This window comes from Stenotrophomonas sp. 78350_Sma (genome assembly GCF_056482105.1).
This window is the reverse complement of sequence record NZ_CM151182.1, coordinates 2,840,152-2,859,005: the sequence shown is the minus strand read 5'-3', so window position 1 is coordinate 2,859,005 and position 18,854 is coordinate 2,840,152. Positions and strand designations below refer to the sequence as shown.

General features: G+C 66.7%; 17 protein-coding genes. 14 read left to right on the top strand and 3 right to left on the bottom strand.

Annotated features, from left to right (window positions below):
* Positions 1-8: 8 nt before the first annotated feature.
* The gene (locus ACZK4H_RS13300) at positions 9-902 is read right to left on the bottom strand and encodes a mechanosensitive ion channel family protein (protein WP_099551016.1); all 894 of its coding nucleotides are present in this window, start codon (positions 900-902) and stop codon (positions 9-11) included.
* A 151-nt stretch (positions 903-1,053) separates the two neighbouring features.
* On the bottom strand, positions 1,054-3,432 hold the full coding sequence (gene ppsA / locus ACZK4H_RS13295) for a phosphoenolpyruvate synthase (protein WP_099551017.1): 2,379 nt from the start codon (positions 3,430-3,432) through the stop codon (positions 1,054-1,056).
* Positions 3,433-3,576: 144 nt separating this feature from the next.
* On the opposite strand from ppsA, the gene ppsR reads away from it, so the two are divergent.
* The 5 genes from ppsR to ACZK4H_RS13270 all read left to right on the top strand — a co-directional run bounded on the left by ppsR (position 3,577) and on the right by ACZK4H_RS13270 (position 7,931).
* Complete coding sequence (ppsR, locus tag ACZK4H_RS13290) at positions 3,577-4,398, top strand: posphoenolpyruvate synthetase regulatory kinase/phosphorylase PpsR (protein WP_006452040.1); 822 nt, start codon at positions 3,577-3,579, stop codon at positions 4,396-4,398.
* 199 nt (positions 4,399-4,597) lie between these two features.
* Entirely contained in the window at positions 4,598-5,107 is a 510-nt protein-coding gene (locus ACZK4H_RS13285; RefSeq protein WP_099551018.1) for a DUF1249 domain-containing protein, read from the top strand.
* Positions 5,108-5,150: 43 nt separating this feature from the next.
* Positions 5,151-5,639: an NUDIX hydrolase gene (locus ACZK4H_RS13280; RefSeq protein WP_099604040.1), complete on the top strand. Its 489-nt coding sequence runs from the start codon at positions 5,151-5,153 to the stop codon at positions 5,637-5,639.
* A 182-nt stretch (positions 5,640-5,821) separates the two neighbouring features.
* Entirely contained in the window at positions 5,822-6,451 is a 630-nt protein-coding gene (locus ACZK4H_RS13275) for a DUF2239 family protein (protein WP_099552082.1), read from the top strand.
* Positions 6,452-6,569: 118 nt separating this feature from the next.
* Positions 6,570-7,931, top strand: coding sequence for an MATE family efflux transporter (locus ACZK4H_RS13270; protein WP_142806242.1), 1,362 nt, complete (start codon positions 6,570-6,572; stop codon positions 7,929-7,931).
* A gap of 64 nt (positions 7,932-7,995) precedes the next feature.
* Here the strand turns inward: ACZK4H_RS13270 and ACZK4H_RS13265 are convergent, their stop codons facing one another.
* Positions 7,996-8,697, bottom strand: coding sequence for a class I SAM-dependent methyltransferase (locus ACZK4H_RS13265; RefSeq protein ID WP_099553111.1), 702 nt, complete (start codon positions 8,695-8,697; stop codon positions 7,996-7,998).
* Between the two features lie 293 nt (positions 8,698-8,990).
* On the opposite strand from ACZK4H_RS13265, the gene ACZK4H_RS13260 reads away from it, so the two are divergent.
* The 9 genes from ACZK4H_RS13260 (at position 8,991) to ACZK4H_RS13220 (ending at position 18,835) form a co-directional block, all read left to right on the top strand.
* Positions 8,991-9,605, top strand: a complete 615-nt coding sequence (locus ACZK4H_RS13260) for a CDP-alcohol phosphatidyltransferase family protein (RefSeq protein WP_049429661.1) — start codon at positions 8,991-8,993, stop codon at positions 9,603-9,605.
* A gap of 22 nt (positions 9,606-9,627) precedes the next feature.
* Complete coding sequence (gene phaE / locus ACZK4H_RS13255) at positions 9,628-10,692, top strand: class III poly(R)-hydroxyalkanoic acid synthase subunit PhaE (protein WP_099553112.1); 1,065 nt, start codon at positions 9,628-9,630, stop codon at positions 10,690-10,692.
* A complete protein-coding gene (gene phaC, locus ACZK4H_RS13250) occupies positions 10,689-11,756 on the top strand; it encodes a class III poly(R)-hydroxyalkanoic acid synthase subunit PhaC (RefSeq protein ID WP_099553113.1) in 1,068 nt (355 codons plus the stop codon). The genes phaE and phaC overlap by 4 nt, the downstream gene beginning before the upstream one ends.
* A 51-nt stretch (positions 11,757-11,807) precedes the next feature.
* Entirely contained in the window at positions 11,808-12,182 is a 375-nt protein-coding gene (locus ACZK4H_RS13245) for a YfeK family protein (RefSeq protein ID WP_428843492.1), read from the top strand.
* A 67-nt stretch (positions 12,183-12,249) separates the two neighbouring features.
* The gene (locus tag ACZK4H_RS13240; RefSeq protein ID WP_099553115.1) at positions 12,250-12,453 is read left to right on the top strand and encodes a PspC domain-containing protein; all 204 of its coding nucleotides are present in this window, start codon (positions 12,250-12,252) and stop codon (positions 12,451-12,453) included.
* Positions 12,450-12,902: a hypothetical protein gene (locus ACZK4H_RS13235; RefSeq protein ID WP_099553116.1), complete on the top strand. Its 453-nt coding sequence runs from the start codon at positions 12,450-12,452 to the stop codon at positions 12,900-12,902. The genes ACZK4H_RS13240 and ACZK4H_RS13235 overlap by 4 nt, the downstream gene beginning before the upstream one ends.
* A gap of 724 nt (positions 12,903-13,626) precedes the next feature.
* Positions 13,627-13,842 (top strand): hypothetical protein, encoded by a 216-nt coding sequence (locus ACZK4H_RS13230; RefSeq protein ID WP_005417149.1) that lies wholly within the window; start codon positions 13,627-13,629, stop codon positions 13,840-13,842.
* A 207-nt stretch (positions 13,843-14,049) separates the two neighbouring features.
* On the top strand, positions 14,050-16,437 hold the full coding sequence (locus ACZK4H_RS13225; RefSeq protein WP_478472980.1) for a Tex family protein: 2,388 nt from the start codon (positions 14,050-14,052) through the stop codon (positions 16,435-16,437).
* Between the two features lie 208 nt (positions 16,438-16,645).
* A complete protein-coding gene (locus ACZK4H_RS13220) occupies positions 16,646-18,835 on the top strand; it encodes a PAS domain S-box protein (RefSeq protein WP_099553118.1) in 2,190 nt (729 codons plus the stop codon).
* The last annotated feature ends 19 nt before the right edge of the window (positions 18,836-18,854 follow it).

Genomic DNA, 18,854 nt, shown 5'->3' with positions numbered 1-18,854 from the left:
GTCTGGGATCAGGGCTTGTCGCGCACCAGCGCATCAGCCTCTATGACGCCACCATCCTTGCCATGCAGGTACAGGTGCATGTCCTGCTGCGGGTACGGGATGTTGATGCCGGCCTTGTCATAGCCCAGCTTCAGCTGTTCCAGCAGCGTGACCTTGGTGCCGAACCAGTCGGCCGACTTCACGTAGCAGCGGATGCCCAGGTTGATCGCATGCGCACCCAGCTCATACACCACCACGTCCGGTGCTGGCGTCTGCAGCACGCGCGGGTCGGCCTTCATCAGTGCCAGCGCGGTATCACGTGCCAGCTGGATGTTGTCCTCGTAGCCGATGCCGATCACCAGTTCGACGCGGCGCGTCGGTTCGGCGGTCAGGTTGATGATCGGCGCGGCGGTGATCAGCGTGTTCGGAATGGTGGTGTGCTGGTTGTCGGCGCCGGTGATGACGGTCTGGAAGATGCGTACTTCGCGCACCGTGCCGGTCTGTCCGGCCACGGTCACCACATCGCCCACGCGGAACGGTCGCAGTGTCACCAGCATCACGCCCGAGGCGATGTTGGACAGTGAATCCTTCAGGGCCAGGCCAACCGCGAGGCCGGCGGTGCCGAGCACGGCCAGCAGCGGGGTGATCTTCACGCCCAGCGTGTCGATGGCCAGCAATGCCACGATTACCAGAGCGGTGGCGTAGACCACATTGCGCAGGAAGCTGCCCAGCATCGGGTCCACGCCCATGCGCGCTGTGGCGCGCGGCATCGCGTTTGACAGGCGTCGCGCTGCCCACATGCCTACCAGGAACACAATGATCGCCGCCAACAGTGGCACGCCATAGGTTTCCAGCAGATGTTGCCAGTCGAGGGTGTGGAGCCAGGGCGTTGTGGCGGGCGCGGGTGCTGCTGCGGCGATCATGCGGGAGTCCTGTGCTGCGAAGTGGAGTCTGCGCGGGGCAGGGCGTACGTGGACGCCAGAAACAGCAAGCCCCGCAGAGGCGGGGCTTGCGTGCATCAGCAGTATCGGCTGACGCCGATGAACACGACGTCAGCCTGCGGCCTTCACGGCATCAACCGTTGGCCTTCAGCTTGGCCAGGCGCAGCCAGGTATCGACCACGGTATCCGGGTTCAGCGACACCGACTCGATGCCTTCCTGCATCAGCCATTCGGCCAGATCCGGATGATCGGACGGGCCCTGGCCGCAGATGCCGACGTACTTGCCCTTGGCACGTGCTGCCTTGATGGCCATCGACAGCAGCTTCTTCACCGCCGGGTTACGTTCGTCGAACAGGTGCGCGACGATCGACGAGTCGCGGTCCAGGCCCAGGCTCAGCTGGGTCAGGTCGTTGGAGCCGATCGAGAAGCCGTCGAAGATTTCCAGGAACTCATCAGCCAGCAGTGCGTTGGACGGCACTTCGCACATCATGATGATCTTCAGGCCGTTCTCGCCCTGCTTCAGGCCGTTCTGTTCCAGCACCTCGATGACCTTGCGGCCTTCTTCCAGGGTGCGCACGAACGGAATCATGACCCACAGGTTGTCCAGGCCCATTTCGTTGCGCACGCGCAGCACGGCCTTGCATTCCAGCGCGAAGGCGGCCGAGAAGCTCGGGTCGACGTAACGGCTGGCGCCGCGGAAGCCGATCATCGGGTTCTCTTCGTGCGGCTCGTAGTTGCTGCCGCCGATCAGGTTGGCGTATTCGTTGGACTTGAAGTCCGACAGGCGCACGATCACGGCGTTCGGTGCAACCGAGGCGGTGAGGGTGGCGATGCCTTCAGCCAGGCGGTCCACATAGAAGCCGACCGGATCGGAATAACCGGCGATCTTCTCGTCGATCTTCTTCTTGGTCGCCGCATCCTGACGGTCGTATTCCAGCAGCGCGTTCGGGTGGATGCCGATGTGGCTGGCGATGATCATTTCCAGGCGGGCCAGGCCGATGCCGGCGTTCGGCAGCTGGCCGAAGTCGAAGGCACGTTCCGGGTTGGCCACGTTCATCATGATCTTCAGCGGTGCCGGCGGCATGTTGCCCAGATCGGTGGTGGTGCGCTCGAAGCCGAGCTTGCCTTCGTAGATGAAGCCGGTATCGCCTTCAGCGCAGCTGACGGTGACCAGCTGGCCATCTTCGATCACCTTGGTGGCGTTGCCCGAACCGACCACGGCCGGCACGCCCAGCTCGCGCGCGATGATCGCGGCGTGGCAGGTACGGCCACCACGGTTGGTGACGATGGCAGAAGCGCGCTTCATCACCGGCTCCCAATCGGGATCGGTCATGTCGGCGATCAGCACGTCGCCCGGCTGCACGCGGTTCATGTCGTCCAGCGTCTTGACCACGCGGGCCACGCCCGAACCGATCTTGGCACCGACGGCGCGGCCTTCGGCCAGCACGTTGCCGCCCTTTTCGGTCAGCGCGAAGCGCTCGATCTGGGTGGCGTGGCTGCGCGACTTCACCGTTTCCGGGCGCGCCTGCACGATGAACAGCTTGCCGCTGACACCGTCCTTGGCCCACTCGATGTCCATCGGGCGGCCGTAGTGCTTTTCGATGACCAGGGCCTGCTTGGACAGTTCCTGCACGTCCTCGTCGCTGATCGAGAAGGTGGTGCGCAGTTCGGCCGGGGTATCTTCGATCCTGACGCGCTCACCCGGAACATCCGAGTACACCATGCGGATCGCCTTGCTGCCGAGCGAGCGGCGCAGGATCGCCGGCTTGCCGGCCTGCAGGGTGGGCTTGTAGACGTAGTACTCGTCCGGGTTGACCGCGCCCTGCACGACCATTTCGCCCAGGCCGAACGAAGAGGTGACGAACACCACGTCGCGGAAGCCGGACTCGGTGTCCAGGGTGAACAGCACGCCGGAAGAACCGACGCCGGAACGCACCATCAGCTGCACGCCGGCGGACAGGAACACGTCCTCATGCTTGAAGCCGTGGTGCACGCGGTAGGCGATGGCACGGTCGTTGTACAGCGAGGCGAACACTTCCTTGACCTTGTGCACGACATCGTCGGCACCGGTGACGTTGAGGAAGGTTTCCTGCTGGCCGGCGAAGGAGGCATCCGGCAGATCCTCGGCGGTGGCCGAGGAACGCACGGCTACGGCCACGTCGCCGCCGCCGTTGTCGGCGCTCAGCTTGGCGTATGCGGTGCGGATGTCCTGGTCCAGCTGCGGCTGCAGCGGAGCGTCGATCACCCAGGAGCGGATTTCCTTGCCCGCGGCGGTCAGCGCGTTGACGTTCTCGACGTCCAGCGTGGCCAGCTTGTCGAAGATGCGCTTGGACAGGTCGTTGTGCGCGATGAAGTCCTTGAAGGCTTCAGACGTGGTCGCATAACCTCCGGGAACGGAGACGCCCAGACCGGCCAGGTTGCCGATCATCTCGCCCAGCGACGAATTCTTGCCGCCTACGCGGGCCAGGTCGGCCAGACGCAGTTCGTGCAACCACAGGATGTTCTCGTTCAAGCGCGATGCTCCGTTTGGCCATCGCCCGAGGCGGGCTGAGTGGCCGCGTCCGTAGGAAGAAGCCGATATGATGCCGGGCAGACCGCTGTCGGCACAAGCTTGTGTTGGCGGCCCTTTTAGGCTTCGTAGGGGGTAAAAGCGCGCATGTCGACCATCCGTCCGGTGTTCTACGTTTCCGATGGAACCGGTATCACCGCTGAAACCATTGGGCATAGCCTGCTCACCCAGTTCTCCGGGTTCAGCTTCATTACCGACCGCATGTCGTTTGTCGACGACCCCGAAAAAGCGCGTGAAGCCTGCGCCCGGATCCAGGCGGCGGGGGAGCGGTACCAGGTCCGGCCGATCGTGGTGAACTCCTGCGTGGACCAGAGCCTGAGCCTGATCCTGGCCGACAGCGGTGCGCTGATGCTGGATGTGTTCGCACCGTTCATCGAGCCGCTGGAGCGTGAACTGGCCAGCCCGCGCCTGGCCCGGGTCGGCCAGGCCCACGGCATGGTCGATTTCGACACCTACCACCGCCGCATCAACGCGATGAACTTCGCCCTGACCCATGACGATGGGATCGCGGTGAACTACGACGATGCCGACGTGATCCTGGTGGCGGTGTCGCGCGCCGGCAAGACGCCCACCTGCATCTACCTGGCCCTGCATTACGGGGTGCGCGCGGCCAACTACCCGCTGACCGATGAAGACCTGGAAAGCGACCGCCTGCCGCCGCGCCTGCGCAACTACCGGCGCAAGCTGTTCGGTCTGACCATCGACCCGGACCGCCTGCAGCAGATCCGCCAGGAGCGCCGTCCGAATTCGCGCTACGCCAACCTGGACACCTGCAAGCGTGAGGTGGCCGCGGCCGAGGTGATGTTCCAGATGGAGCGCATCCCGACCCTGAGCACCACCCATACCTCGATCGAGGAGATCTCCAGCAAGGTGCTGGCCACGCTGGGGCTGCAGCGCGAGCTGTATTGATCCTTTCCGGGGCTGCCGGCCAGCGGCCGGCACTACCCATGGGCGCTTCAATTGCGCCCTGTAGAGCCGGCCGCTGGCCGGCTGATTGATGAACCCTTGGCCACGATGCGGTGTTGTCGGCCAGCGGCCGGCAACACCCCCGGGGTTGGCTTGCGCATGCGCGCCCCCACGTTGAAGCACCAACGTGTAGGATCGACCCATGGCCCGAGCCTTGCCCCGTACCGAACGCATTCCCCGCCTGAGCCGGTTGAGCTGGCTCATGGGCCTGTACGCGGAAAACTACCGCCATCTGGTGCGCCTGTTCGAACCGGCCGGACTGGCGGCGGGCAGCTACATTTCCTCGATCGGCGACGGCCTGGATGTCCGCCTGGACGTGATCGAGTGCCACCGCTACACGGTGGAGCTGCGCCTGACCTACGACCTGGCCGATCCGGTCACCGGCGAGCCCGATCCGTCGGCCTATGTGCGCCTGTACCGTGACGCCCGCCAGGCCGAGACCACCCATTGCTACGTCGGTCGTCGCTGGCAGGACACCATGGGCCTGTACCCGCCGCCGGCGGAGCTGATCAGCCACCGCATGCGGATGAACACCTTCCTCGGCAAGTGGTTGGAATACCTGGCCGAGCGCGGCCACGGCGTGGCCACCCTGCGCCGTGATCCCGAGGGCGCAGGCGCGCCCGCCGAACGCCGCCTGTCGCTGGTGCGCTGATCGGCCATAATCCACGGCTGACCTGCTGCTGGATGCATGCCCCATGCCGTATACCCCGATCGTCGCCACTCTGGGCTACGTGCTGTCGCCTGATCGTCGCCAGGTGCTGATGATCCATCGCAATACCCGCCCCGGTGACCACCACCTGGGCAAGTACAACGGGCTGGGCGGCAAGATCGAACCGACCGAAGACGTCGCGGCTGGCATGCGCCGCGAGATCGCCGAGGAAGCCGGCATCCACTGCACGGGCATGCGCCTGCGCGGCACCATCAGCTGGCCGGGTTTCGGCAAGCACGGCGAGGACTGGCTGGGCTTCGTGTTCGTCATCGATGGATTCGAGGGCACCCCGCACGGTGGCAACCACGAAGGCACGCTGGAGTGGGTGGACCTGGACAAGCTGGACACGCTGCCGATGTGGGAGGGCGACCGCAACTTTCTGCCGCTGGTGTTCGACGCCGACCCACGCCCGTTCCACGGCGTGATGCCGTACAAGGACGGCCGCATGGTCAGCTGGTCCTACAGCCGGCTGTAACCCGGCGAATCGGGTGGGGGGGCGATCTTTCGGGTGGGGATCAACCTTTCGGGTGGGGATCAACCTTTCCGGTGGGTGCCAACCTTGGTTGGCACGCTCTCCTGGCTTATTAATATCCGGGCAATATTGACGAATACAAATTACCCGGGCAATATTCGGGCATCGCCTCTGATGTCATTGCCATGCCTGCGTCCCGACTCCCTCCCTTCAGTTGCTTCGACGGCCACCGCCTGGTCGCTTCCGGTACACCGGAAGTGGCTGCGCTTGCGCTGAAACAGCTGCGCGCCGGCAACGCTGCCGGTCCGCTGCTCGTGTTCGACAACGCTACCGGCCGCACCCGTGATTTCGATACGCGCGGTAGCGACGCAGAACTGCTGGCGCGGGTCATCGAAGCGTTTCCCGCCGCCGTCGAGGCGGATGCCGACGTCACTGCCGAAGATGTGCCGGCAACGCCGCGTGGCCGTGGCCGCCCCAAGCTGGGCGTGGTCGCCCGCGAAGTGACCCTGCTGCCGCGCCACTGGGCGTGGCTGGCCGAGCAGCCCGGCGGGGCCTCGGTAGTGCTGCGCAGGCTGGTGGAGGCGGCCAGCCGTGCTGGTGCGGACAAGGACCGGCAGCGCCGCCACAGCGAGCGTGCCTATCACTTCCTGCAGACGATCGCCGGAGACCTGCCAGGTTTCGAGGAAGCGATCCGTGTCCTGTTCGCGCACGACCGGGCGGGCCTGGAAATGGCGTTGCGCAGCTGGCCCGGGGATGTGCGCAATCACGCCCTGCGCCTGGCCTTCGATGATTCTTCGGACCACGCAGACGACTGAGCCACCGCGCCGTTGCTGAGCGGCGGCGCCACCTGACCGCGGGCCACGGCCTGCTTTCCCTGTGCTTGCTTTGCTGGCGGAAACGCCGGGCAGGGCAGCGCCTTGCCCAGAGAACCCCATGGACACCCCCGCACATCCCATCCCCCCGGTCGCGCCGCCCCTCTGGCGCACCTATCTGACCCTGCTGCTGCCGATGCTGCTGACCAACGCATTGCAGCTGGCCGCAGGCACGCTGGACAACATCTACCTCGGCCATCTGCTGGGTACGCAGGCGGTGGCCGCCGCCGCAGCGTTCTTCCCTGTCTTCTTCCTGCTGTTGGCCCTGGTAATGGGTCTGGCGACCGGTGCGATGGTGCTGATCGGCCAGGCCTGGGGCGCGGGCCGGCCGCAACAGGCTCGCGCGGTGGCCGGCAGTGCGGTGGCACTTGTCCTGCTGTTGTCAGTGCTGGTGATGGCGGTGGGCGGCGGTTTCGCGCCACAGCTGCTGGCAGCACTGGGCACGCCAGCGCCGATCCTCGGCGAATCCATCGTCTATGCCCGTGTTCTGCTGCTGGCTGCACCGGCGTTCTTCCTACTGTGGCTGGCCACTGCGGTGAGCCGTGCGGTGGGCGATGCCAAAACGCCGCTGCATGCGCTGCTGCTGGCCACGGTGGTCGGCCTGCTGTGCACGCCGCTGCTGATCCTGGGCTGGGCCGGCCTGCCGCAGCTGGGCGCGGCCAGTGCGGCAGTCTCGGCGGCGCTCGCCTCGCTGCTGGCCCTGGCCTGGCTGATGTGGCGGTGGCAGCGGATGGGTCACCCGTTGGCACCGGGGCATGAGTTGCTGCAAGCCATCCGCTTTGATGGCGCGATCATTCGTTCGATGCTGCGCATCGGCGTACCTTCATCGCTGCAGATGCTCAGTCTGGCCGTTGCCGAGATCGTGTTGCTCGGCTGGATCAACCGCTATGGCTATACCGCCACGGCAGCCTATGGTGCGGTCAACCAGTTGATGAGCTGGGTGCAGCTGCCGGCCATGTCGCTGGGCATCACCGCCACCATCCTCGCCGCGCATGCGATGGGGGCAGGGCGTGCGGCACGATTGCCCGCCATTGCCCGCACCGGCGTGATGCTTGGACTGGTGATGCTGTGCGGGGTGGTGATGCTGGTTGTGGCGCTGGCGCCCTGGCTGAGCGGCCTGATCCTGGCGGCGACCGACGTGCGCGAACTGGCCGCGTTGCAGTTGCGCACCGTGGTGTGGGGCGTGTTGGCGATGGGTATCAGCGCGGTGCTGGTCGGGGTGATGCGCGGCAGCGGCACGGTATGGCTGCCAGCGTTGCTGGGCATGGTGGCGGTATTGCTGCTGGAGCTGCCGCTGGCGATGTGGCTGCAGTCCCGGTACGGTCTGGCCGGGCTGTGGTGGGCGTGGCCGCTGGGCCTGGTGGCGATGCTGGTGATGCAGGTGTTGTGTTTCGCGCGTTGGCGACGGATGCGGGCGGGGTAGTGCCGGCCGCTGGCCGGCAATCTGGAATGTCCGAGGCAGCCGGCCAGCGGCCGGCTCTACCACTTCAGCGCCGATGCGCCAGCAGCAGGTGGAAATGCTTCTCCCGCGTCTGCCCGTCATTGCCGGCGGCGGTTTCGCGATGGCTGCGCCAGGCCGAGACATGGAAGCCCGATACCCGCAGCGCCAGCTCCACCGCGTCCAGCTCATGCAGCTGGAAGTCGGCGGCGAATGGCAGACCGCGCATGAAGCTGGCATCGCCGAACGCCAGGCACAGCCGGCCTCCCCGGTGCAGTACGCGCGCCAGCTCGTCCAGCACCGGGGCCAGGTTCGGCCAGAAGTACAGGGTGTTGACCGCCAGTGCGGCATCCATGGACGCCTCGTCCACCGGCAGCGCATGGGCATCGCCAAGCCGCATTGCCGCCCGGTCGCCCAGGCCGGCGCTGGCCAGCCGCTGGTTGCCGGCCTCGACCATGGCCGTGGACAGCTCGATGCCGAGATAGTGGCTGCCGCTGGCCTGCAGCATCAATGGCGCGAAGGCCGCATTGCCTGGGCCGATCTCCAGGACCCGTTCGCCGGTGCCGACGGCCAGCAGCCCGATTGCAGCGTGGTTGAGCGTGGCGTTGCTGCGGTTCATCGAGTCGGCCACCGCCAGCGCGGCGTCGCCATGGGGCTGCCGCAGCTGCGCGGCCAGGGTGGAAGCATCCAGCATCGTCGTCGTCCATCGAAGAGATTCGGACGTGGCGGCGGCGGGTCCGCCGGTGACCATAACGCTGACCTTGCGGCTTGGGAAGTAGGAAAACCCCGCTGCAGGGTGATGAGGAAATGTCCAGCGTCGCAGTCGGTGAGATCTGGTTGTCCACAGGGGGTGTGGATTACGCGTGGGCAACTTTGTGGATAAGCCGCGACAGGCGCCACCCCCCTAGGCTGTCAAGATGGGTGGCGAAAAATTCACCGCTGGTGAGGATAGGTGAGGGCATGGTGAAGAATCGGCCTGGCGGGCGCTGTCACCCATGGCGGTGCTCGCGGTAACCTGTGGGCCTTGATGCTCCGTGAGACCCCATGAAACGTCACTTCTCGATGCTGCGCGAATTCCAGCTGGCCGACTGGTTCACCCTGGCCAATGCTTTCTGCGGCACCGGTGCGGTGTTCGCCGCGATGCGTTTCCTGCAGGACGGCGAGCGCGGCTACCTGCTGTTCGGCATGGCGCTGATCCCGCTGGCCTTCATTTTCGACGCCCTTGACGGGCGCATCGCGCGCTGGCGCAAATCCAGCTCCACCCTGGGGCGCGAGCTGGACTCGCTGTCGGACGTGATCTCCTTCGGCGTGGCGCCGGCGGCGCTGGCTTATGCGTGCGGCATGCAGGGCGGCTGGGACTGGCTGGTGCTGAGCTACTTCGTGTGCTGCGGCGTCAGCCGCCTGGCGCGCTACAACGTCACCGCCGAGGCGCTGGCCGGCGACGAGGGCAAGGTCAAGTATTTCGAGGGCACTCCGATCCCGACCAGCCTGGTGCTGGTGATCGTGCTGGCGATCGCCGCCGGTACCGATGCCATCGGCCAGGACCTCTGGTTTGGCCAGTGGCAGATCGGCCCTTGGCAGCTGCACCCGATGGTGCTGCTGTTCGCCCTGTCCGGGTCGCTGATGATCAGCAAGACCCTGCGCATTCCCAAGCCATGAGCCAGCCCTGCGGAGGCCTGCGATGACCAGCTCGGCCCACGACGCCGGCAGCAGCGATTTCGAGACCCTTGCCCGGCAGTACTTCGGTGCCTGGGGGGATGCCCTGCGCCATGCGACCACGCCCGGTGCACCGGCCGGCGATGACCCCGGCAGCTGGCAGCGCCTGTTTGACTGGTGGGGCCAGCTGTTGCCCGAACAGGGGCAGGGTGCGCCGGAAGATGCCGTGCGCCGTTTCCGCGAACAGGCCGGCAGCTGGTACGGCACGATGCAGGAAGTGGCGGCACGCTTCGCTGGACGCGATGCCAGCAGCGCCGATGTGGCCCACGCCTGGCGCGAGGCGGTGCAGGGGCAGGGCGACGGCATGCTGCAGTGGATGCTGCAGGGCGCGCGGGGCAGCACCCAGGCCGGCGCCGCCGTGCCCGAATTCGCCGCGTGGCTGCAGCAGTTCCAGCTGCAGGCCGGCCCGTGGCTGCAGAGCCCGGCGTTCGGGCCCGGCCGCGAACACCAGGCGCGCTGGCAGGCCCTGCTGCGTGCGCAGGAGGAATACCAGCAGCACTCGCGTGCCTACGTCGATCAGATCAAGCAGGCGCTGGACGAAGCCTTCGCGTTGTTCGAGCAGCGCCTGGCGGAGCACGAACAACCGGGCAGCCAGCTGACCAGCGCCCGCGCGATGTTCGACCTGTGGATTGAAGTGGCGGAGGAAGCCTACGCCAAGGTTGCGATGTCCGAGCCGTTCCAGCAGGTGTATGCCGCGCTGGGCAACGCGCAGATGCGCCTGCGCGCCGGCCTGCAGCGCGAGGTGGAACAGATGAGTGAACGCATCGGTCTGCCGACCCGCAGCGAGATGGACGCTGCGCATCGCCGCATTGCCGAGCTGGAGCGCAGCCTTCGCCGCCTGCAGGCACAGGTGGCGGTGCTGGCGGGGACCGCCGCGGTGGATCCGGTGTCGCAGCCGGCGCCGGCGAAGGTGAAGCCGGCCGCGCGCAAAGCCGCGAAGAAGGCCGCGCCGTCGAACAAGCCGGCCGCGAAGAAAACACCGGCGAAGAAGGCTGCCGCACGCACCACCTCGCGGGCGCGTGCCCGATGAAAGGACCGCTGGGCTTCAACGCCGATGACCTGATGCAGGAAACCCTGGCCATGCAGCGCAAGCTGATGGAAGGGCTGAAGCTGCTGCCGCAGGTTGAAGACGTGGACTATGGCGTGACTGCCCGCGAGGAAGTCTGGCGCGACGGCAAGGTGGTGCTGTACCGCTTCGTAGGCGAGCAGGCACCCACCCGCCGCACGCCACTGCTGATTGTCTATGCGCTGGTCAACCGGCCCTACATGGTGGACCTGCAGGCCGACCGCTCGCTGGTACAGAAGCTGCTGGCGTTGGGCCAGGACGTCTATGTGCTGGACTGGGGCTACCCGGACCGCTCCGAGCGCTTCCAGACCCTGGAGGATTACCTGCTGCGCTACATCGATGGCGCGGTGGATGCGCTGCGCGCGCGCAGCGGTGGCCCGGTGGACCTGCTCGGCATCTGCCAGGGTGGCGTGTTCGCGCTGTGCTATGCGGCACTGCGCCGGCAGAAGCTGGGCAAGCTGATCACCATGGTCACCCCGGTTGATTTCCAGACCGCCGACAACATGCTCTCGCACTGGGCACGGCAGGTGGACGTGGATCTGCTGGTCGACACGCTGGGCAACATTCCGGCCGACCTGATGAATGCCAGCTACCTGATGCTCAAGCCATTCCGCCTGAACGTGCAGAAGTATGTCGGCCTGCTCGACATCCTTGATGACAAGGCGGCGCTGGAGGATTTCCTGCGCATGGAGAAGTGGATCTTCGACTCGCCGGACCTGGCCGGTGAAGCGTTCCGTGACTTCATCAAGCAGTTCTACCAGGGCAACGGGCTGGTGAAGGGCACGGTGCGGATCGGCGAGGAAGCAGTGGATCTCGCGAAAGTGACCCTGCCGGTGCTGAACATCTACGCCGAACAGGACCATCTGGTGCCGCCGGATGCCTCGCGCGCGATGCGTGGGCGACTGGGCACCACCGACTACACTGAATCCAGTTTCCGTGGTGGCCACATCGGTATCTACGTGTCCGGCCGCGCGCAGCGCGAAGTGCCGGCGACGATCGATGGTTGGCTGAAGGCGCGTGACGCGTAACGCCTGCTTCGGTTTTGTAGCGTCGAGCCATGCTCGACTGCATGGAGAATGATGATGTCGCAACGGATTTCGATGCTGCTTGCCGCGCTGCTGCTGGCAGCGCCTGTGGCCCACGCCGCCCCCGGCCCGCAGGCACAGCGCGAGATCGCCCAGCTGATCTCCAGCCTCGATGGCTCGCAGTGCCGGTTCCAGCGCAATGGCAGCTGGCATGACGCCGCCGAGGCGCGTGCGCACCTGCAGCGCAAGTACGATTACCTGCTGAAGAAGAACCAGGTGGACAGTGCCGAGCAGTTCATCGAGCGCGCGGCCAGCCAGAGCAGCATGAGCGGCAAGCCCTACCGCATCCATTGCCCGGGGCAGCCTGAACAGACCGCAGCCGCCTGGTTCGGTGCGCGCCTGCAGGCCCTGCGCCAACGCACGCCGTAGACATGGGGGCGGTGTAGATTCGACCCATGCTCGACTGGTTCTGCCCGCAAGCTGAGGAGACACCGCCATGAACACCACGCCCAAGACGCTGTCGCGTTCATTGAACGACCGCATGATTGCCGGCGTGATGGGTGGCATCGCCCATCGCTTCGGTTGGAATGTCACGCTGCTGCGGGTGATCTACGTGCTGCTGTCGCTGGCCTCTGCAGCTTTTCCCGGCATCCTGGTCTACCTGATCCTGTGGCTGCTGATGCCGAACGAGGCCGATTGAAGACTGCGCAGCAGCCCTGGACGGTCTGGCTGCGCGCGCTGCAGGTACTGGGCGCGCTCTGGACGTCCCCCAACTCCCTGCTCGGCGTGATCGGCGGCCTGGCCGGCATGCTCGGCGGCGCGACGCCGCGCTGGAGCGGGCGGGACTGTGCGCTGGTGTTCGACCGCTGGCCGTGGGGGCCGGGCGGGGCGATCACGCTGGGCAATGTGATCCTGCACACCGGGCATGACCTGGGCATTTCCTGCCGGACCTATGCGCATCAGGCGGGCTGGGGCGTGGAGCCGCTGATCCGGCTGGACGACCACGAACGCGCACACGTGTACCAGTACATGGTGCTGGGGCCGCTGTACCTGCCGGTGTACCTGCTGTGCGGCGGAGTGAGTGCACGGAATCCGTTCGAGCGGGCGGCCGATCATTTCGCCCGGTTCGGGCGTGGTTGGTGGCCGTAGTTTCCAGCCAACGGCGCAGCCCCTCGTGGGCGGTGATGCTGGGTCGCCAAATGCAAAACCTTCGCGCTGGTCGGTCGGGTTGGGTTCGCGGGGGACGCCGTAAACCCATCCATGGGGGCTTGGCCGCGGCATCCATGCCGCGGACACCCCCGCGAACCCAACCCGACCGCCCTCTGACAGATGGCTGAGGCCTGTACCACCCACGGTAAAGAAAAAGAACAGCAGAAGCGGGTCGCGCGCTGCGCTTGCTCGCGAGCGGGGCATGGCTTGGCTCTACAGGAAGCAACAAATCAGCCGGCCAGGCCGCTTTTGCCTTTGATCTTCTTTTTCTTTTCCGTGGCTGGACGTGCCCGAAAACTGTCGGGGGTCGGCCGGGGTGGGTTCGCGGGACCGTTGGCGCCATGGATGGCGCCATCGAGCCCCCATGGACGGGTTTACGGCGTGTCCCGCGAACCCACCCCGACCGACCCAATCACATGAAGCGCATTTCGCGACCAAGCCACGAGGGGCTGCGCCGTTGGCGGGAACACACCTGGATTCGTTAGGCGAAAGTTAAAGATCCGTAAGCATTCTGCTGCGATCCCGCAGTCATCTGCATGCAACCGATCGTCATTAGCCTTCGTGACGTTCCAGTCAGGTTCGACGCGGTAAGCTCTCCCTCGATGAGCTCGCAGCATCGCTCATCGAGTGCAGTACGCAGTAGCAATTTGGAGGAAGACATCACATGGCAATCGTTCTTTATGTCGGTGGTAGCAAGGATGGCGAGAAGGGCGTGGTGCCCTACGGCTTCAGCAAATCCCGCGCCGATACCGCGCTGGGGCCGGAGTTCTACACGGAGCGGTTCATGGAACTGCAGGGTGTCGGCAAGGTCCGCCTGATGGCCCTGGAAGGCATGCGTGACGACATCGTCATGCAGCGCGCCGCCCGCCACTACCGCTGACCTTCGCAACACGCGGCAGGGCGCGCCCACCATCGCGCGCCCGCGCCGGCATCCCAGCCGCGGGCCAGTCCGAGCCCTCTCTCCGCCAGGATGCCGGCGTCCACTCCGGCCTCGCCGCTGAACCTTGCCCCCTGTCAATGCCTTGTCCGGCTGCATCGTCGATTGCCAGAATGGGGTCTTCCCGTAACGCGGCACAGACCTGAAGCAATGCACGACGCCAAGAACGCCCAGAGCGCGCTCGCCCAGCAGATCGCCCAGACCATCGCCGACGAGATCGGTGCCCAGTCCGCCCAGGTACGCGCCGCCGTCGGCCTGCTTGACGAGGGCGCGAGCGTTCCGTTCATCGCCCGCTACCGCAAGGAAGTGACCGGGGGCCTGGACGACACCCAGCTGCGCAACCTGGAAGTACGCCTGACCTATCTGCGTGAGCTGGAGGAACGCCGCGCGGCGGTGCTGGCCAGCATTGGTGAGCAGGGCAAGCTCAGCGACGAACTGCGCAACGACATCCTGGCGGCCGATACCAAGAGCCGGCTGGAAGACCTGTACCTGCCGTACAAGCCCAAGCGCCGCACCCGCGCGCAGATTGCCCGCGAAGCGGGGCTGGAGCCGCTGGCTGATGGCCTGCTGGGCGATCCGACACGGGACCCGCAGGTCTTTGCCGCTAGCTTCGTGGATGCCGACAAGGGCGTGGCCGACACCAAGGCCGCGCTGGAAGGCGCGCGCGCGATCCTGATGGAGCGCTGGGGCGAGGACGCCGCGCTGGTCGGCGAACTGCGTACCTGGCTGGGCGAGACCGGCGTGATCCGTGCCCGCGTGGCTGAGGGCAAGGAAACCGAAGGCGCCAAGTACCGCGATTATTTCGAACATGCCGAGTCGCTGGCGAAGATTCCCTCGCACCGGCTGCTGGCGCTGTTCCGCGCCCGCCGCGAGGAGATCCTGTTCCTGGAGCTGGACCCGGGCAGTGACGCCGAGACCGGCCACCAGTACGCCGAGGGTCGGGTGGCGCGCAAGGCCGGCATCGCCGACCAGGGCCGTGCCGCCGACCGCTGGCTGCTGGACGCCTGTCGCCTGACCTGGCGCGCCAAGCTGCACACCCATCTGCTGCTGGATCTGTTCAACCAGGCCCGCGAAAAGGCCGAGGCCGAAGCCATCGCGGTGTTCGGCGACAACCTGAAGGATCTGCTGCTGGCCGCACCGGCGGGCCCGAAGACCGTGCTGGGCCTCGACCCGGGCATCCGCACCGGCTGCAAGATCGCCGTGGTCGATGCCACCGGCAAGCTGGTGGCCACCGACACCATCTACCCGCACGAGCCACGCCGCCAGTGGGACCAGTCGCTGCAGACGATCAAGCAGCTGTGCGCCAAGCACAACGTGGAACTGATCGCGATCGGCAACGGCACCGCCAGCCGCGAAACCGACAAGCTGGCCGGCGAAGCGATCAAGGCCGCCGCCAACCCGAAGCTGCAGAAGGTGGTGGTGAGCGAGGCCGGCGCGTCGGTGTACTCGGCGTCCGAGTTCGCGTCCAAGGAGTTCCCGGGCCTGGATGTGTCGCTGCGTGGCGCAGTGTCGATCGCCCGCCGCTTGCAGGATCCGCTGGCCGAACTGGTCAAGATCGAACCCAAGGCGATCGGTGTCGGCCAGTACCAGCACGATGTGGACCAGTACCGCCTGGCGCGGGCGCTGGACGCGCGCGTGGAGGACTGCGTGAATGCCGTGGGCGTGTACGTGAACACCGCCTCGGCCGCGCTGCTGTCGCGGGTGTCCGGCCTGTCGGCCACGGTGGCCGAGAACATCGTGCGCCATCGTGACGACAACGGCCCGTTCAAGCGTCGCAAGGACCTGCTGAAGGTTGCGCGCCTGGGCGAGAAGACCTTCGAGCAGTGCGCCGGCTTCCTGCGCATCGCCGATGGTGACCAGCCGCTGGACGCCTCGGCGGTGCACCCGGAAGCCTATCCGGTGGTCGAGCGCATCGTCGCCAGCACCGCGCGCCCGATCAAGGCGCTGATCGGTGATGGCAGCTTCCTGCGTGGCCTGAAGGCAGAACAGTTCACCGACGACACCTTCGGCGTGCCGACCGTGCGCGACATCCTGAAGGAACTGGAAAAGCCAGGCCGCGATCCGCGTCCGGAGTTCAAGGCCGCGCGTTTCGCCGAGGGCGTCGAGGACATCAAGGACCTGCGCGAGGGCATGGTGCTGGAGGGGGTGGTCAGCAACGTGGCCGCCTTCGGGGCCTTTGTCGATATCGGCGTGCACCAGGATGGCCTGATCCACATCTCGGCGCTCTCCGATACCTTCGTGAAGGACCCGCGCGACGTCGTCAAGGCTGGCGATATCGTCAAGGTGAAGGTGCTGGAGGTGGACGTGGCGCGCAAGCGCATCGCGCTGACCCGGCGCCTGGACGATACCCCCGGGCAGGCCACCAGCCGCCCGGGCCAGCGCGATGAGCGCGGCCAGGGGCAGGGTCCGCGCCGCGATGCAGGCGGCCAGAACCGTGGGCCGAACCGGGGCCAGGGCAATGGCGGTCGTTCTGCCGCGTCCGCGCCCCCGGCCAACAATGCCCTGGCCGAGGCCTTCGCCCGCGCCAAGCGCAGCTGAGGTTCGTGCCCCCCGTCACGGTTGATCCGCGGCGGGGGACTTGTCGGTTTTCCTCGTGATTGCGCACACTTGCGCTGGAGGGGAGGCGTTCGGCCCCCCCGCTGTCGCTGGGGAGGGCCATGACGCCAGCACGACCCGTCGTCTTCGTTACACGCTGCAGCGCATTGCTGCGGCCAACGCCTGCCTGCGCGGGCCGGAGGGAGCGTTGATGGCGGGCCAGGGTACCAACGGCAACGGGTTGCTGGAGCGTCGCCTGCAGGAGCTGGCCGAAGAGCGTCGGCGGCTGGCGATGATCATCGATGGCACCGCTGCGGGCACCTGGGAATGGAACGTGCAGACCGGCGAGATGCGGGTCAATGCGCGCTGGGCCGAGATTGTCGGTTACCGCCTGGAAGAGCTGGAGCCGATCTGCCAGAAGACCTTCCTGAAGCTGGTCCATCCCGATGACATAGCGCTGTCCGACGCGGCACTGGACGAGCACTTCGAGGGACGCGCCGACAACTACGCGTGCCTGCTGCGGATGCGCCACAAGAACGGCCAGTGGATATGGATCCAGGACCGTGGCCGCGTCTTCGAATGGGACGGGCAGGGCCGGCCGCTGTGGATGGCCGGCGCGCATGCCGACGTGACCGAACTGCAGCAGGCCCGTCATGATGCGGCCGAGACCCGTCAACGCCTGCAGGCCGTGGTCGATGCCTCCGATGAGGTGGCGGTGATCGCCACCGATACCGATGGCACCATCACCCTGTTCAATACCGGCGCGCAACGCCTGCTGGGCTACAGCGCGGCCGAAGTGGTCGGCCAGCGCCGGCTGGATGCCTTCCACGATCCGCAGGAACTGGATGCCTGGCTGCGACCGCTGGCCGATGCCGATGGCCATCTGCCAGGCGTGTTCGAGGCACTCAGTGCGCGTGCCGATGGCCAGACCTATTCGCGGCAATGGACGCTGCTGCGCAAGGATGGCCAGCCACGCCAGGTACGCCTGTCGATCAGCCGCATGGACGGTGCCGACGGTGCACGCATCGGCTATGTCGGCATGGCCATCGACATCACCGAGATCCTGCAGGCGCGAGCCGAGGCGCGCTTGTCCGCGGAGAAGTTCGCCGGTGCGTTCACCTCGGCTGCACTGGGCATGGCGCTGGTGTCGCTGGAAGGGCGATGGCTGGACGTAAACGATGCGCTGTGCCGGATCCTCGGCTATCCGCGGGAAGAGCTGCTGCAGGTGGATTTCCAGCGCCTGACCCATCCCGACGACCTGCAGACCGACCTGTCGCTGGTGCAGGACCTGTTGGCCGGGCGGCGCAGCCACTACCACCTGGAGAAACGCTATCTCGATCGCGACGGCAAGGTGATCTGGGCCCGGTTGTCGGTCTCGCTGGTGCGCAGCGAGCATGGCGAGCCGGTGCATTTCGTGTCGCAGATCCAGGACATCACCGCCCAGCGCAGCAGCGAGCAGCGGCTGTTCGAGAGCGAGCAGCGCAGCCGCATCACCCTGGATGCCGTGGCCGACCTGGTGCTGAGCGTCAGCCTCGATGGCCGGATCGACTACGCCAATGCCGCCGCAGTACGCACGTTGGCCGGCGATGGCGCGTTGTCGCTGGCCGGGCACAAGGTGCAGGATGTGCTGGCGCTGACCACCGAGTACGCGCCGGGGTCGGTGCTGGACGTGTCGGTACTGCTGGATCCGGAAAGCAACGCGGTGGACCTGCATGCCGACCTGCTGCTGCGCCTGGGTGCCGCCACGGTGCCGGTGGACCTGACCCGCGCCTGGTTGCGCGATGACGAGGGCCACGTGCGAGGCGCGGTCTGGGTGCTGCGCGACGATACCCAGCAGCGTGCCCGCCAGCGCGAGGCGCGCCATCTGGCCGAGATCGATCCGCTGACCGAACTGAGCAACCGCCGTGGCTTCGAGGTGCATCTGCAGCAGGCGATCACCCGCGTTGAACGTACCGGCCAGGCCGCGTCGCTGATGTACATCGATCTGGACCGGTTCAAGCCGATTAACGATACCTGGGGCCATCTGGCTGGCGATGCGGTGCTGTGGGCGGTGGCCAGCGTTCTGCGTCACGGGGTACGCGATTCGGATGTGGTGGCGCGGCTGGGCGGCGACGAGTTCGCGGTGATCCTGTCCGGTTGCACGCCGCGTCGTGCTGCCCGCATTGGCGGTGAGCTGCTGCACACCCTGGCGTCGCTGTCGATTCCGTGGGACCAGAACCGGTTGCGCGTAGGGGCCAGCATCGGCATCGCGCCGCTGGCCGGCGGGATGAGCGTGGACCAGGCGGTGGCCGCGGCCGATGCCCAGTGTTACCGGGCCAAGGCGATGGGCCGTAACAACGTGCAGGTGCAGGGCGAGGCCAGCGAGCTGCCAGGCGACGACGTCGACGCGGCCGAGGGTTGATCTCATCCAGTGAGAGGAC

What these genes read in the sequence shown, in the direction of transcription:
- ACZK4H_RS13270 (WP_142806242.1), top strand. Translation starts at nt 6,570, where the DNA reads ATGGACACCCCCGCACATCCCATCCCCCCGGTCGCGCCGCCCCTCTGG.
- ACZK4H_RS13260 (WP_049429661.1), top strand. Translation starts at nt 8,991, where the DNA reads ATGAAACGTCACTTCTCGATGCTGCGCGAATTCCAGCTGGCCGACTGG.
- ACZK4H_RS13280 (WP_099604040.1), top strand. Translation starts at nt 5,151, where the DNA reads ATGCCGTATACCCCGATCGTCGCCACTCTGGGCTACGTGCTGTCGCCT.
- ACZK4H_RS13230 (WP_005417149.1), top strand. Translation starts at nt 13,627, where the DNA reads ATGGCAATCGTTCTTTATGTCGGTGGTAGCAAGGATGGCGAGAAGGGC.
- ACZK4H_RS13245 (WP_428843492.1), top strand. Translation starts at nt 11,808, where the DNA reads ATGATGTCGCAACGGATTTCGATGCTGCTTGCCGCGCTGCTGCTGGCA.
- ACZK4H_RS13240 (WP_099553115.1), top strand. Translation starts at nt 12,250, where the DNA reads ATGAACACCACGCCCAAGACGCTGTCGCGTTCATTGAACGACCGCATG.
- ppsR (WP_006452040.1), top strand. Translation starts at nt 3,577, where the DNA reads ATGTCGACCATCCGTCCGGTGTTCTACGTTTCCGATGGAACCGGTATC.
- ACZK4H_RS13275 (WP_099552082.1), top strand. Translation starts at nt 5,822, where the DNA reads ATGCCTGCGTCCCGACTCCCTCCCTTCAGTTGCTTCGACGGCCACCGC.
- phaE (WP_099553112.1), top strand. Translation starts at nt 9,628, where the DNA reads ATGACCAGCTCGGCCCACGACGCCGGCAGCAGCGATTTCGAGACCCTT.
- ACZK4H_RS13300 (WP_099551016.1), bottom strand. Translation starts at nt 902, where the DNA reads ATGATCGCCGCAGCAGCACCCGCGCCCGCCACAACGCCCTGGCTCCAC.
- ACZK4H_RS13265 (WP_099553111.1), bottom strand. Translation starts at nt 8,697, where the DNA reads ATGGTCACCGGCGGACCCGCCGCCGCCACGTCCGAATCTCTTCGATGG.
- phaC (WP_099553113.1), top strand. Translation starts at nt 10,689, where the DNA reads ATGAAAGGACCGCTGGGCTTCAACGCCGATGACCTGATGCAGGAAACC.
- ACZK4H_RS13225 (WP_478472980.1), top strand. Translation starts at nt 14,050, where the DNA reads ATGCACGACGCCAAGAACGCCCAGAGCGCGCTCGCCCAGCAGATCGCC.
- ACZK4H_RS13220 (WP_099553118.1), top strand. Translation starts at nt 16,646, where the DNA reads ATGGCGGGCCAGGGTACCAACGGCAACGGGTTGCTGGAGCGTCGCCTG.
- ACZK4H_RS13285 (WP_099551018.1), top strand. Translation starts at nt 4,598, where the DNA reads ATGGCCCGAGCCTTGCCCCGTACCGAACGCATTCCCCGCCTGAGCCGG.